Below are 14,345 nucleotides of genomic sequence, written 5' to 3'. Positions count from 1 at the left end.
CGGGGGGAAAAGGGGAAACTCCCGGGCGTTTCCCACTCCTGTTTCCCCGTATTGGGGGGCAGTTTCCCCGAGTTTCCCCAAGTTTCCCATCTGTTTCCCCGAATAAAATAGAACTATTCTTTACTATACCTTCTATAAGTTGCTGATAATCAGCAATAAATAAGTATTACAAATAGAAAGGGGAAAGTGGGAAACTCAATACTCGATTTTAAGGGGGCAAAGCAAATTTAAAAATATTGCTTAAACCTGACCATGGTACCAGTTTTATCCGAAAAGTCATATTGCCGATTCGGTGCTACCTGAGCATTCTGGTGAATGGCTTCCATAAACTTGTCCCGGGCCATCTTGGGGCTTTTGTTGTAGTTAAAGTCAGCCAGTAACTCTTCCGTGCTCAGCCACTGGTCCAACGGTTGATCCTTTACGAAGGCCGCGATGAGCTCCGGGGCATTGCCATTTAGTTTTATCAAGCGCGCTAGCTTTGCGCTCGGATCATCTTCGGAGGTTAATTGCTGCAGGTTGGTCTTGGTTTGGAACTCGATGCCTTGCCGGCGCAGCAAATCGTAATTGAGCACCATGGCGCTCGTGGTATTGGCCAGTTCCGGAAAGTGCACCCCTCTTTCCCTGACTTCCAGAAAGGCGCGGTGCTTCTCCAGGTAGACCCGGATGGTGCTAATGCCCAAAGGCGTAATGTTTTGCGTCCGGGCGGTGGCCAGGTAGAAATTATGGACGGCTTTGGTGCGTAGGAACAGCTTGGTTACACCGTCAGCTTCCCGCTGGATTTTGTAGTGCTCCCCTTCCCGCACTTCCCGGATGGATTGCAGCACGAGTAAATACTGTTCCACGTCATCGGATACCGCTTGTATTTCTACCTGCAGCTTCAAGCGGGTAACGAGCTCTTGCTGGATATCCTCGTAGCTGAACGGAAATTGCACCTGGCCTTGTTCGGCCAAGATCTGGTAAGTAGTCAGCAGGGTGCTGATGTTTAGCACGGCCCGGTCATCGGGCGGGAACTCCAATACCTCGCGGCATTTGGCTTTAACTTTTTGGTTTATTTTAGGTTCTACCTGGCGGTAGTGTTTCATGTGACTGCGGTACTGGAGCATCTGGCAAGTGACACTCGTGGTATAACCATCTTTCTCGAGCTGTTTTAACTCCTGGTAAGCAGTCACGCTGGTCTGCTTAGTTTGCTCGTTGAACTCCGATATAATCGTGCGGGAGAGTAATGCCGGATCCTTTGTGGGCAGATCCTGGCCACAGAGCAAGGCTGCGGACTGCGGTTTATAGTTCTTGGTTTCGTTGCCCCCAGTAGCCCGGCCGGTCATCTTGCCGCTACCGTCGGCAATGCCTTTGAGCATCCCAATTAATTGATCAGAGGCCGTATTTTTGTATTCGTTGAGCCAGATCAAGCCATTGCGGACCGAAGCCATGTAGCGGCGGATCCCGGTGGCGGTACTCCCCCCTTCAATGTTCACCCCATCTTCAGGGTATTCCCCGAACATGGCCGCTAAAGATTCAGCTCCTTTGCTCTTACCCGCTCCCCGGGGGCCAAAGTGGTCCAGCAAGGGAAAGTAATTACTGTTTTCTTTAAAGATGATATCCCGGTACAAGGCTGCCAAGAAGAAGCACACCATCACTTTGCCGTTATTGCCGTAGGCTTCCACCAGGAGCGTGGCCCAGCGCTCGAAGGTAAGGCCGGGTTTTTCAAAGTGCCGGAACATGCGCTCGAGCTCGTAAGTATCATCTTCCTCCGGATTTAGTTTCAGGGTTGTCGAAAAAGGCAGGTAATAATACGAGAGCTGGTACACCTTGCCAGCTGTTAGCTGTTCTTGCAGTTGGTCGGCGGGTAGTTGGGTAATAAACTGATTATAGGAACGAAAAAACAATAAAGACTTATTTATTTCCACCTGGCTATCCGAAGTTACTTGCGCGAGCTCTTCTAAGCTTTTAATTGGTTTTCTCAAGGGCACGATGCCGTACTTATCGGATTTAATGAACTGGCCATCATAGAACAATCCGTTGGCCCAGGTGTAGAAGTCCCCGTGGGAATTGTAGCCCATGTAGCGCGGTTGCACGGCTTCAATCACCCCGTCAAAGAGCTTCATTTTAATTTTGTTCAGGTGGGTTTCCGTGCCGTCAAAGATAAAGGCGCCCAGTTTACCGATGGCGCGTTTAAACGTGCCCACGCCCGTAAAATCATCAGTAGATACGGCCGTGGTGCGAACCTTGCCAAACATATTACGGAAGATACAAACGTACTTGGGTTCATTTTCCGAGAGTACGAAGTAGAGGATCTCAATGGTAAAGTTACAGATCATGATCTCCTGCTTTTTCTCGTAAGTATAATAGCATCCGTCTTTTTCGTAGTAGCCAAAGTCAAAATAAGCGGCCCGCGTGGTAGACTCCAGCTTGGAGAGTTCCTGGGAATCAGTTTCAGACTTACGTTTTTGCAGCTTGTAGTTCTTTTTGAAATCTGGCCAGCGTTCGCAGACTTCGTCGAAATAGGTATTCCGCAGGATGTCTTTCTCGATGAGCTCCAGCACTGTGCCCATACGAGTAATCTGCTCCGCTTTTTCGTGGGGAGATAAGCAGCCTTGCGATTGGCATTCATCCAGCAAGTAGCCGGAGATATATTCTTTAGTATCCCGAAGCCACTCCCCTATTTTCTCGGGAGTAATAAGTTTTCTAATCTCCTCATCCGGATCCCGTTCTTTGCCCGGCAACAATACCCGCACAATAAAACCTTGCTCAATCAATAGCTGGGCATTCTTATGCAGCGCTTTTAGGCCAGCCGCATCGTGGTCGGGCACGATCACGACGGTATCCGTATATTTTTTTAAAAGTTGGATCTGGTTTAAAGTTAAAGCCGTACCGCAAGGCGCTACGGTATTTTTAAAATCTGCTTGGTAAAAGCTCAGCACATCCACGTTGCCTTCCACCAGGTAAGCAAATTGCTTCTCCTGAATGTGTTTGCCGGCCAAATGTAGCCCGTAGAGGTGATCGCCCTTGGTCCAGACAGTGTCCGGGGAGTTCAGGTACTTGGGAGGTTTATACGTTGCATCTGGCGCTGGTTCTCTCACTAGTCTACCCGTGAAAGCGACTAGCTGCCCCCGGTGATCGTGGATAGGAAAAAGGATGCGGTCTTGAAAAAAGTCGTAAGCCACCGTTTTACTTTCCAGCGTGACTTCCCGGATCAGACCGGCTAGTAAGAGTTGATCAGGTTGGTAGCCAGCGGCAGTAGCGTCTTTAAAAAACTGGTCCTTCTCGGCCGGCGCTAAAGCTACTTTAAAGTCCAGTAACGTTGTTTCGTGTAAGCGTCTTTGCTGCGGCCAAGTAGCTGGTAAATCATTGGCCTGATAGTAAGCAAGAGCGTACTCGAGTAACAGCTGCCGGGATTTACGGACCTGGTAGGCTTGCTCGGCTTCTTGCTGCTGCTCCCCAGATAAATTCTCGTACTCTAGCGGAATGCCATTTTTAGTGGCGATATCAAGCACAGCTTCGGCGAAGCTCCAGTTTTCTTTTTTCTGCACAAAAGCAATGCTGTCGCCGGCCGCACCACAGCCGAAACACTTAAAAATTTGCTTCACCTCATTGATCGAAAACGATGGCGTTTTCTCGACGTGAAAAGGACAGCAGGCTTGGTGCCGGGTACCGGTGGTTTTTAGGGGTAAGTAAGCCCCCACCACCGCCACAATATCTACTTGTTTTACTTTTTGAATGGTATCATCACTGATCCGTTTATTATAACTCATGCGTGCTTACCGAGAAAAACTTTATGGGTGAAGAATTAATTTATAGTTGAGCATCATTGATTTGAATAGGAAATTCTACTTCAAGTAAATAAGTCTAATTGCGTATCGCGGTAACACTTCCCGTACCGGCGGGCCATTTGGCTGGCGCGGCGATCATAATTAAAATGACACTTTTGACAAGCCGCTTTGTAGTCCTCCCAGGAGGTAGCTTCTAAAGTGTGCTTGACGTGAATGGCTTGCAGGTAGACCATCGAACCGGTGGCAGGATGCTGTTTTCCGTGCTCGGCTCCGCAAAACTCACATTTACCTTTCGCCCGGGTAAACCGCACGAAGTAGCTGATCAGATTCCAGTTCTTGGGGTAGCGGCGACGATCAATGGGCATGAGACTTTTATCTGATTAGGGTAGCGAAATAATGTTTTTGTTTGAGCACTGCTAAATCGTGCTGCATTCGCTGGAGGGTAGCCGCAATCTCAGCCCAATCTTTTCCGCAGTTAGCAACCGTTAGCCTATCTTCGAATATTTCTGCCACTTCTTTTCTTCTACCTATAGCTTCTAGCTCCGCCTCTAAAAAGGCAATATCTTGCTCCAAGGCTTTTATTTTCTGATCAGGCTGTAACATTTGAATGCGTGATTTAAATGATGATTTAATGAGGCTAGTAAATGATGGCTTTTGTATTTACTAGATTCTATTATCGACTTTAGTCATCCTTATTTACTGCTTCCTTCTGGACCGGCGGGGATACAGCCTTTTATTTTTCCAAAAGCAATCAGGGTGCTGCGCAATACCCGGTAATTACTTGGGGAAAATTCTTCGGCTTCGAGCTTAAAAACTTTCCCAAAACGATCTTTCTTGCCTTCCTTAATCCACCGACGCACCGTTTTATCACTATGCCCCGTGAATTCTACAATTTCTTGAATGTTTAAATAGCGATCTTTGGCGTTAGCTAAAGACGGCTTTAATTCATCTAACATCCCTCGAATTTCTGTTTTCAAGGTATTTAAATCCCCCACGGTTAATAGGTCGTTTGGTGTCATGGGTACTTAGCGCTTTAATTCAAATGAATATTATATTTGTTATATTTATTTGTATATATAATATGTATTATATACTTTTATTTTTGGTATGATTGCTGGTCTAGTTTCTGAGTAATTGTTTGTCGTATTTCTGCTCTAAATCGAACACCGTTGGCCTTATTGGGGGTTTATGGCGAAAGAGATCAGCAATGGAACAGCCAAACATGTCGGCGAAAAACTGGAGAACCTCGTCACTTAAAAGGTCTTTATTAAGGTCTCTGTAAAAAGCACGATCTCCTAAACCGAAAGTCTTTACGTGCTCCGCACGGAGTAGCTTTTTCTGATCGTCATTAAGCTTTTCGTAGCGGATTCTAATGTTGAATTTAGGGGTTTCGCTCAGTGCTTTTTTCCGGACAACTTTTGCCATTTGTGTCAGTTTTATTGTACATTCGATTACTAATAACAGACAATTATAACATAGTTGAATAATATAGTCAAGTATTATTATAATATATTACTGTAATATGTTATAAAATATTGAGCATCAAGCTTGAATAATAAAAGATGATTGGGGAGAATATTAAGAAGGCTATCGAGGACTCCGATTTAACTCCGGAGCAAGTGGCAGCGCATGCCGAAATGAGTGTAGCTAATTTGTATAAGATATATAAACGGGATTCAGTGGAGAGCAGGTATCTTGTTAAAATAGCCGAGATACTTCGTCTACCAGTAGAGTATTTGCTTTACAACAAGAAAGTGTCGAAAAATACTTACTACAATGTTAAGCTAAATGGTATAGCCAATACGATGGGTCATGTCACTAAACAAAAGATTACCATTCCTGGCAACTTAAACGATAATTCAAAAATTAGCATGGATAAGGTTTTACATGAATTGGCTTTATGTCGGGCGGAGAATGCGAGCTTAGTCAAGGAATTGCAATTGAAGGATGAAATTATTGAGCTTCTAAAAAAGATCAAATAGATTACCAATATTCTTACTCGATAGAATATATCATGGAATATTCTGCAATAGACCCACTCTAGATAATTAAGCACATTCTAGACTAACCTTCTAACAATCAGCTTTAAGTATAGCTTAATGTAGCCTTACTGAATGGAAATAAATCGTTACCCGCGAAAAGATCGGCTTGACAAAGATGGTAAAGCTCCTATTCGCATGATGGTGCATTATTATAATAAACGCCTACCTATTCCTACTGGGGAAAAAGTGTTATATCCTGATGGGTGGGATAGTGAAAAGCAGAAAGTAAAACCACGGCAGCCATTCGCCTCGATAATAAATCAAAAGCTGGATAATATTGAAAAAACGCTTCGGTTTGTTTTTAAGGTTAGTAATGACAGTAGCATAGAACTCACTAATGAAAGTTTTAAGTTGCTGTTTGAAAAAGTTTATGCCGCAGTACTGGCCAGTGGCGCTTCTGAGTCCCAAGATGATTTTACCAACTTGCAGTTGCAGCAAGCATACGAATCATACCAATTAAATTTAAAAAAGCTAGACATAATAGTGGATTTGGAGTCCACGATAAAACCTTCAGTAATTTCGTTGATGCACCTATGGGTTAATGAAGAAAAAGATCGCATCGTAGAAGCAACTGGGAGGGTAATGTCTCCCAATACAATCAAAGGATTAAATTCCACGATAAAGCGATTTGTTGCTTTTGAAGAATTCTACGGCAAACCGCTTAGTCTAGAAGGGATGGATAAACACTTCTACGCGGCTTTTCGCGAATACATGCTAAAAGAATTAAATCAAGGCATAAATAACTTTGGTAAGCATGTACGGCGGCTAAAGCAATTTCTTACTTGGTGTGAGGATCACGATGAGGAATTAAAAATTAATCCTAAATACGTACGTTTCTCGGCACCATCGCGCTACAAAGGAGTTGATTTCTTGCTGTTAACTGAGCTTGTGGCTATTGAAAACCTAGATTTCAAAGCGGCTCCACTCCGCAACAAACTCTACTTCTCTTATTCTAACAAATTAAATGAGAATTTAGAGTTATCTGCTTTTGATTCATACATTTTTCAGCTAGAATTAGCGAGAGATGTATTTTTAATGTGCTGCTATACTGGCCTACGGATAAGTGATGCCCAGAAATTAGCTGTTAGTGATATTAAACAAGAGTTGATTATTGTTGATACTCAAAAAACTGGAGAGTATTGTTATATTCCATTCTTCGATGATGGTATTTTCAAACCTGTAGCTCTGGTTAACAAATACCGCAATTCAGAGCAATTTATTTTTCCTAAATGCCCAAAGATCAATCATCACCTAAAGTTAATCCAAAAGTTAGCCGACGTTGATCGCATTGTATTGAGTACTAAAGTTGGCCGTAAAACTTTTGCTACTACTAAAGTATACCAAGGGGTACCGCGCCACATAGTTATGCAAGCTACTGGTCATAAAACTGAGGTTTCATTCAACAGATACATTGGAATTGATGAGCAAGAACTAGTTAATATTTTTAAGCAGCAATCCCATAAAGTTTCGTAAAGTGGGTGCAGCTTTTGGGTGCAGAAGTTAATACATCAACTACCTCTTATTACTATTTGTAATATTCACAAATGGCCTTCCTTATTAATGAGACCAGTTTTTGCTAGTAAATACTAGTAAATGGTGCCGTTGAAAAGTCCCTACGCGACCACTTGAAAATAAAGCACTTACAAGAAGAAATTCGGTAAGTGCTTTTTTATTTGCACACAATTTGCCTGCAAATACAATCTTTTGTCCCTAGTACAATTGAACCTCTACCTACTTAAAGTAATATTGGCTTCATAAAATTACTAAACTCTGGTCAGGAGGTATCGATGCTATATCTCTTCCCCACAAGATATTAAAGAAAATTAAGTATGCACTTCTCATCTGAAGTTTTTGCGGAAATCCGTTGATTATTAATAGGAACTTCTGCTCAATGGCGTTAATTACTACCAAGTAGTAACTGCCCACCAAAGTTTGTTACAAGTTAAATTAGCAAGTTTAAACGATAGATTACAGCGCTTGCACGTGGTAGTAAACTTTTATAGGCCTTTAGAATGTGGTTGAAAGTAACTTATCTTCAGCTACTACTCCACTTATCTAATTTTTTAAAAATATTGAATTTAATCTGTCTCGGTTCTGTGTAGAGAGCAACTGTAATTTGGCTCATGTAGTAACGATTAACAAAGCAAGTTAAAGCAAGCACCAACTATCTAGCGGTTAAGAAAAAATATTTGTGTTTGAACAACGGTATAATGCAGTTTTTTAAAAATCAGGCTGATTTACGATAGCGCTTTCGGTCTATGCTGATTACAACAAAAATAATACTTCCGGCTGCTAAAGAGATAAATAAATCTTTAGCTGACAAGGGTACCAAACTAAAAAAGCTTTTCATGAAAGGAATGTAGATTACCGCTAGTTGCAATAAAATGGTGCTGATAACTACAATAGTCATTAAAGGATTGGCAAATAAAGAAAATGGCGAGTGCGCCAAAGACCGCATTGCAATTGCCTGAAAAAGCTGGGCAAAACCAATGGTAGCAAAAATCATGGTTTGCCAGGTTAAATCGTCGGGATTTTGCGGATTGTGATAAATTAAAGCTAAACTAAGGGTAACAACTCCCATAATAACTCCTGTTGTACTTAGTTGCAGAAAATCTTTTTTACTTAGGGCTCCTTGATTTGGGTTGCGGGGTGGTCGATGCATAATACCTTTCTCTGCAGGTTCTGTACCTAAACCTAAGCCCAGCAAACCATCCGTTAATAAATTAAGCCATAAAAGTTGCAAAGGTTTCAGGGCAATGGTCATACCAAAAAAAGGAGCTAGCAACATGACGAATACTTTACCAATATTACCGGCTAACGAGAATTTTATAAACCGGCGCAGGTTAGTAAAAATCACGCGGCCTTCTTCCACCGCTGCTACGATTGTAGAAAAATTATCGTCTAATAAAACCATATCAGCGGCTTCTTTGGCCACATCGGTGCCGGTAATTCCCATGGCAACACCAATATCGGCTTTCTTTAAAGCTGGAGAGTCGTTTACCCCATCACCAGTCATGGCCACCACATTGCCACTCTTTTGCAGTGCATCCACAATTCGTAATTTATCCTCCGGCGAAACGCGCGCGTAAACGGCTGTTTTAGCAGCTTGTTGTTGCAGCCCATTTTCGTTTAGTTGTTGCAACATAGCCCCAGATACCGCTTCGGGTTGCGTGTCGAACCCCAGGGCAGAAGCAATAGCTGTAGCCGTTAAAGGATGATCCCCGGTAATCATGACGGGCCGAATACCCGCTGCTTTGCATTTAGCTACAGCAGCTTTTACCTCTAGCCGGGGCGGGTCAATCATGCCAATTAAACCTACATAGGTTAAGTCTTTTTCCAGATCAGAGTTGCTGATTTCAGTAACCGATTCCCGGAATGCGAAACCCAATACCCGGATTCCCTGTTGGGCTAATCGGGTATTAGCTTGCTTTATTTTTTCTGTCCATTCTTTAGTTAAAGGTACACGTGTATTATTAACCCAAACAGAATTACATACATTTAAAATTGAATCGGGTGCACCTTTGGTTATAACTACTTGTGATGTTTTTTTAAAAAAATTCAGATAACTGGGCAAACTACCTTCTGCCTGATGGATAGTGGACATTCTTTTCCTATCGCTATCAAAAGGAATTTCATTAACTCGCGGAAAATTCTCATATAGTTTTTTTTTAAAAATCTTCCTTTGTGCGGCCGCTACTAGCAAAGCAGTTTCAGTAGGGTCGCCTAACATTATTTCGGCATTAGAAGTTGTAGCGTCAAATTCCAGGAAAGCATCATTGCATAAAACCGCAACGGCGAGTATAAAATCAAGTTTAGAGGCTGCTTCCTCGTTAGTAACTTCAGGACTATTAGTTTTAAAAATAATTGTCTGTTCAGGTAAGTCTATTACCGTCACGGTCATATTATTTTGGGTAAGCGTACCTGTTTTATCGGAGCAGATAACCGTAACGGAGCCCAGCGTTTCCACGGCCGGTAATTTGCGGATTAAAGCATTTCGCTTCAGCATTCTTTGGCTTCCAATAGCTAAAGTAATGGTTACCACAGCCGGTAATCCCTCCGGAATTACCCCTACAGCTACGCTTACCGCTGTTAGGAACATATCAGCCCAAGCTTCACCTTTAACAATTCCGGCTATAAATATGATAGCAGCCGCTATTATACCTATTAAGGCTAATAACTTCCCTAATTTATCTAGTTTATCTTGAAGCGGTGTTTTAGAAACATCTACTGCTCCTATAAGATTAGCAATTTTACCCAGTTCCGTTGCCATTCCAGTAGCTACCGCAATTCCCGTACCTCGGCCATAAGAAACTACAGTGCCCATATAGGCCATGTTTATGCGATCAGCTAAGGGCAAATCTTCTTTTATAAGTGCTTCGCTAATCTTATTTACAGGTTCAGATTCACCAGTTAAAGCAGCCTCCTGTAATTTTAAATTATATGTTTCCAGCAAACGTAAATCGGCAGGAATAACATTGCCTGCTTCAAACTCTACTATATCTCCCGGAACTAGTTCGCTGGCTGGTAGTTCTTTTACTATTCCATTTCGGCGTACGTGTACCATTGGTACTACCATTTGGTTCAAAGCAGCCATAGCGTTTTCAGCCCGGTATTCCTGAAAAAAACCAAGAAAGCCAAAAAGCAGAACAATAGTTAAAATAGCTATAGCTTCGGTGTTCTTGCCCAGTAAAGCAGATAATACAGCAGCAGCTATTAATATTAACACCATTACTTCCGTAAACTGCTGTAAAAGTATTTTAAATGGGCTTTTACGTTTTTTATCGAGTAATTTATTGGCACCATGGTGCTGCAAGCGCCACTGTGCTTCTTCTTCCGTTATGCCGGTTGTAAAAGTATGAAGCGCCTCTAATATTGCCTCACTTGTACTATTATACCAACTATCCATGATTTATTCAATTACGTAAATTTCCCAATTTGTACTTTATGGAAAAATCTAATGCATTTGAAGATTTTCCTTGAAGTACATGTTTTAGTTAATTAATATCAAGTTTACGATCGACAATTAAGTAAGCTATACGACTTTCCTTAAACACTATTTGTTCTTTTTTAAAATGCTGCTACTAGTATTCATGCATTATAGCTACAACAGCTGATTATTGGTTTGATATGAGGAGCTTTCTTTTGGAACAGCTATATGGCTAGCAGAGTTACTACTTTTTAGGGCGGTTTACTGGTTGTAGGGATTGGTAACTGTTGTCTGGGGAGAGGTGTATGTTAGTTGTTTGGTTTGGTGGTGGTAGGTAGGGGTATAAAAGCAGAAAAGCCTCTTTCGGTTGAAGGAAAGAGGCTATTCAGAAGAAAGGGGGTTGGCGGCTACCTACTCTCCCGCATGTGATTGCAGTACCATTGGCGCTACGGGGCTTAACTTCTCTGTTCGGAATGGGAAGAGGTGAACACCCGCGCTATAACCACCATTATTGTGCTCCAGCACCTGGCTGGGAAGCTGCGCTAGGCAGCTTTGCTATTTTTTAGTCTTTTAACATAATACGGTAAGAGAAGTCCTTGGCAGTAAACACCGCGTAAACCAGAAAACGAAGGGCTATTAAGAAAGCTTACGGGTAATTAGTACGGCTCAGCTTTGCAGTTTCTTGCTTTACACCTACCGCCTATCAACGTGATCATCTTTCACGACCCTTAAAAGAAATCTCATCTTGAGGTGAGTTTCGCACTTAGATGCTTTCAGCGCTTATCTCATCCCAGCGTAGCTACCCGGCGCTGCAGCTGGCGCCACAACCGGTGCACTAGCGGCTGGTCCAACCCGGTCCTCTCGTACTAAGGTCAGGTCCTCGCAAATTTCTTACGCCCACAACAGATAGGGACCGAACTGTCTCACGACGTTCTGAACCCAGCTCGCGTGCCACTTTAATCGGCGAACAGCCGAACCCTTGGGACCTTCTCCAGCCCCAGGACGTGACGAGCCGACATCGAGGTGCCAAACCTCCCCGTCGATATGAGCTCTTGGGGGAGATCAGCCTGTTATCCCCGGCGTACCTTTTATCCTTTGAGCGATGGCCCTTCCATGCGGAACCACCGGATCACTATATCCTACTTTCGTACCTGCTCGGCTTGTCGGCCTCACAGTCAAGCACCCTTCTGCTATTGCACTCTACGCACGGTTACCAAGCGTGCTGAGGGTACCTTTGAAAGCCTCCGTTACTCTTTTGGAGGCGACCACCCCAGTCAAACTACCCACCAAACACTGTTTCCCTTTCGAGATTAGGCTCCAAATAACTCAAGGGTGGTATTTCAACGTTGACTCCACGACGCCTAGCGACGCCGCTTCATAGTCTCCCACCTATCCTACACATGAGTTATCCAGAGTCAATGTTAAGCTATAGTAAAGGTGCACGGGGTCTTTCCGTCCCGTTGCGGGTACTCGGCATCTTCACCGAGACTACAATTTCACCGAGCTCACGGCTGAGACAGCGCCCAGATCGTTACACCATTCGTGCAGGTCGGAACTTACCCGACAAGGAATTTCGCTACCTTAGGACCGTTATAGTTACGGCCGCCGTTTACTGGGGCTTCGATTCAGAGCTTCGCCTTGCGGCTAACCCCCCCTCTTAACCTTCCAGCACCGGGCAGGTGTCAGGCCTTATACTTCATCTTTCGATTTCGCAAAGCCATGTGTTTTTGTTAAACAGTCGCCTGGGCCTTTTCACTGCGGCTTCTTGCATCGCTGCAAGGAAGCGCCCCTTCTCCCGAAGTTACAGGGCCATTTTGCCGAGTTCCTTGGCCGTGATTCACTCGAGCGCCTGAGGATGCTCTCCTCGACTACCTGTGTCGGTTTACGGTACGGGTAGCTTATTAGTAATCGCTTAGCGGGTTTTCTTGGAAGTCTGATTAGGGTCATTATCTCCTTGCCCGAAGGCGCAGAGTACTATCGTCTTTCATCAAGTCCGGCGGATTTGCCTACCAAACTTTTAACTACGGACTTCAACGCACTATTCCGTCAGTGCGCAGACCTTTCACTCCTCCGTCACCACATCACTCTAATAAGCTAGTACGGGAATATTAACCCGTTGTCCATCGACTTAACCTGTCGGTATTGCCTTAGGACCCGACTAACCCTGAACCGATTAGCGTTGTTCAGGAAACCTTAGTCTTGCGGCGGGCAGGTTTCTCACCTGCCTTATCGTTACTTATGCCTACATTTGCTTTTCTCAACGCTCCAGCACCCATTACCAGGCACCTTCGACGCTGTTGAGAATGCTCCCCTACCACATGTATTACTACATATCCATCGCTTCGGTATTATACTTGATGCCCGATTATTATCGATGCCCTGTCGCTCGACCAGTGAGCTGTTACGCACTCTTTAAATGAATGGCTGCTTCCAAGCCAACATCCTGGCTGTCAAAGCAACTGGACCTCCTTTGTTCAACTTAGTATAAATTTAGGGACCTTAGCGGATGGTCTGGGTTGTTTCCCTCTCGGCCTGGGACCTTAGCACCCCAAGCCTCACTGCCGTGTATATTTACTAGCATTCGGAGTTCGTCTGGATTCGGTAGGATGTGACTCCCCCTAGTCCAATCGGTAGCTCTACCTCTAGCAAACTCTAACCACGACGCTGTTCCTAAAAACATTTCGGGGAGTACGAGCTATTTCTCAGTTTGATTGGCCTTTCACCCCTACCCTCAACTCATCCAAATCCTTTTCAACGGAAACTGGTTCGGTCCTCCATGTGGTGTTACCCACACTTCAACCTGGTCAAGGGTAGATCACAAAGTTTCGCGTCTACCCCCTCTGACTATGCGCCCTATTCAGACTCGCTTTCGCTGCGGCTCCATGTTTTCAAACATTTAACCTTGCCAGAGAGGAGTAACTCGTAGGCTCATTATGCAAAAGGCACGCCGTCAGTCCACGAAAGACCTCCGACCGCTTGTAAGCGTATGGTTTCAGGTTCTATTTCACTCCTTTATTCAAGGTTCTTTTCACCTTTCCCTCACGGTACTGGTTCACTATCGGTCTCTCAAAAGTATTTAGCCTTACCGGATGGTACCGGCAGATTCAGACGGGATTTCGCTGGTCCCGCCCTACTCAGGATCCCACTAGGGCTGAAAAGCTTACGCTGACAGGGCTATCACCTTCTCTGGCTTACCTTTCCAGGTAATTTAGCTTTAATTTTCAGTCCCACCTCGTGGTCCTACAACCCCAGTATTGCCGTAACAATACTGGTTTGGGCTCTTCCGGGTTCGCTCGCCACTACTAACGGAATCATTCTTATTTTCTCTTCCTCCGGGTACTTAGATGTTTCAGTTCTCCGGGTTTGCTCACCTTGCGGTGTGACTGGTCTTCAACCAGCCGGGTTGCCCCATTCGGAAATCTCGGGATCAATTCGTATGTGCCAATCCCCCGAGCTTATCGCAGCTTATCACGTCCTTCCTCGCCTTTGAGAGCCTAGGCATCCCCCATACGCCCTTAGTAACTTTCTTAATAAAATCGTTTACTCTTTACTCGTATTTTTGTCTACTCTAGTTTCTTCTCTTACCATTATGTCAAAGAACTTTTTAGT

General features: G+C 44.1%; 8 protein-coding genes and 2 rRNA genes. 2 read left to right on the top strand and 8 right to left on the bottom strand.

Translation table 11 applies throughout. The annotated features are described in order from the left end of the window. Positions 1-227: 227 nt before the first annotated feature. From dnaG to HUW51_RS10140, 5 genes are all read right to left on the bottom strand, one after another. Positions 228-3,749, bottom strand: coding sequence for a DNA primase (dnaG, locus tag HUW51_RS10160; protein WP_185273924.1), 3,522 nt, complete (start codon positions 3,747-3,749; stop codon positions 228-230). Between the two features lie 80 nt (positions 3,750-3,829). Next, on the bottom strand, positions 3,830-4,132 hold the full coding sequence (locus HUW51_RS10155; RefSeq protein WP_185273922.1) for a hypothetical protein: 303 nt from the start codon (positions 4,130-4,132) through the stop codon (positions 3,830-3,832). A 7-nt stretch (positions 4,133-4,139) separates the two neighbouring features. Beyond that, complete coding sequence (locus tag HUW51_RS10150) at positions 4,140-4,370, bottom strand: hypothetical protein (RefSeq protein ID WP_185273920.1); 231 nt, start codon at positions 4,368-4,370, stop codon at positions 4,140-4,142. 89 nt (positions 4,371-4,459) lie between these two features. Beyond that, positions 4,460-4,786 (bottom strand): helix-turn-helix transcriptional regulator, encoded by a 327-nt coding sequence (locus tag HUW51_RS10145; protein ID WP_185273919.1) that lies wholly within the window; start codon positions 4,784-4,786, stop codon positions 4,460-4,462. Positions 4,787-4,886: 100 nt separating this feature from the next. Then, positions 4,887-5,192 carry a hypothetical protein gene (locus tag HUW51_RS10140; RefSeq protein WP_185273917.1) on the bottom strand — a complete coding sequence of 102 codons (306 nt, stop codon included), beginning with the start codon at positions 5,190-5,192 and terminating at the stop codon, positions 4,887-4,889. 137 nt (positions 5,193-5,329) lie between these two features. On the opposite strand from HUW51_RS10140, the gene HUW51_RS10135 reads away from it, so the two are divergent. Next, positions 5,330-5,749 carry a helix-turn-helix domain-containing protein gene (locus HUW51_RS10135; protein WP_185273915.1) on the top strand — a complete coding sequence of 140 codons (420 nt, stop codon included), beginning with the start codon at positions 5,330-5,332 and terminating at the stop codon, positions 5,747-5,749. A 132-nt stretch (positions 5,750-5,881) separates the two neighbouring features. Continuing rightward, positions 5,882-7,282: a tyrosine-type recombinase/integrase gene (locus tag HUW51_RS10130; RefSeq protein WP_185273914.1), complete on the top strand. Its 1,401-nt coding sequence runs from the start codon at positions 5,882-5,884 to the stop codon at positions 7,280-7,282. A gap of 754 nt (positions 7,283-8,036) precedes the next feature. On the opposite strand, the gene HUW51_RS10125 is transcribed toward HUW51_RS10130, so the two are convergent. The 3 genes from HUW51_RS10125 to HUW51_RS10115 all read right to left on the bottom strand — a co-directional run bounded on the left by HUW51_RS10125 (position 8,037) and on the right by HUW51_RS10115 (position 14,265). Next, the gene (locus tag HUW51_RS10125; RefSeq protein WP_185273912.1) at positions 8,037-10,715 is read right to left on the bottom strand and encodes a cation-translocating P-type ATPase; all 2,679 of its coding nucleotides are present in this window, start codon (positions 10,713-10,715) and stop codon (positions 8,037-8,039) included. A gap of 419 nt (positions 10,716-11,134) precedes the next feature. Further along, positions 11,135-11,246, bottom strand: a 5S ribosomal RNA gene (rrf, locus tag HUW51_RS10120). Between the two features lie 126 nt (positions 11,247-11,372). After that, positions 11,373-14,265, bottom strand: a 23S ribosomal RNA gene (locus HUW51_RS10115). Between the last annotated feature and the right edge of the window lie 80 nt (positions 14,266-14,345).

It is taken from the genome of Adhaeribacter swui (assembly GCF_014217805.1).
In the GTDB taxonomy this organism is placed as follows: domain Bacteria; phylum Bacteroidota; class Bacteroidia; order Cytophagales; family Hymenobacteraceae; genus Adhaeribacter; species Adhaeribacter swui.
The sequence above is the reverse complement of the archived record's forward strand: the minus strand, read 5'-3'. Positions and strand labels throughout refer to the sequence as shown.

What these genes read in the sequence shown, in the direction of transcription:
- dnaG (WP_185273924.1), bottom strand. Translation starts at nt 3,749, where the DNA reads ATGAGTTATAATAAACGGATCAGTGATGATACCATTCAAAAAGTAAAA.
- HUW51_RS10155 (WP_185273922.1), bottom strand. Translation starts at nt 4,132, where the DNA reads ATGCCCATTGATCGTCGCCGCTACCCCAAGAACTGGAATCTGATCAGC.
- HUW51_RS10150 (WP_185273920.1), bottom strand. Translation starts at nt 4,370, where the DNA reads ATGTTACAGCCTGATCAGAAAATAAAAGCCTTGGAGCAAGATATTGCC.
- HUW51_RS10145 (WP_185273919.1), bottom strand. Translation starts at nt 4,786, where the DNA reads ATGACACCAAACGACCTATTAACCGTGGGGGATTTAAATACCTTGAAA.
- HUW51_RS10140 (WP_185273917.1), bottom strand. Translation starts at nt 5,192, where the DNA reads ATGGCAAAAGTTGTCCGGAAAAAAGCACTGAGCGAAACCCCTAAATTC.
- HUW51_RS10135 (WP_185273915.1), top strand. Translation starts at nt 5,330, where the DNA reads ATGATTGGGGAGAATATTAAGAAGGCTATCGAGGACTCCGATTTAACT.
- HUW51_RS10130 (WP_185273914.1), top strand. Translation starts at nt 5,882, where the DNA reads ATGGAAATAAATCGTTACCCGCGAAAAGATCGGCTTGACAAAGATGGT.
- HUW51_RS10125 (WP_185273912.1), bottom strand. Translation starts at nt 10,715, where the DNA reads ATGGATAGTTGGTATAATAGTACAAGTGAGGCAATATTAGAGGCGCTT.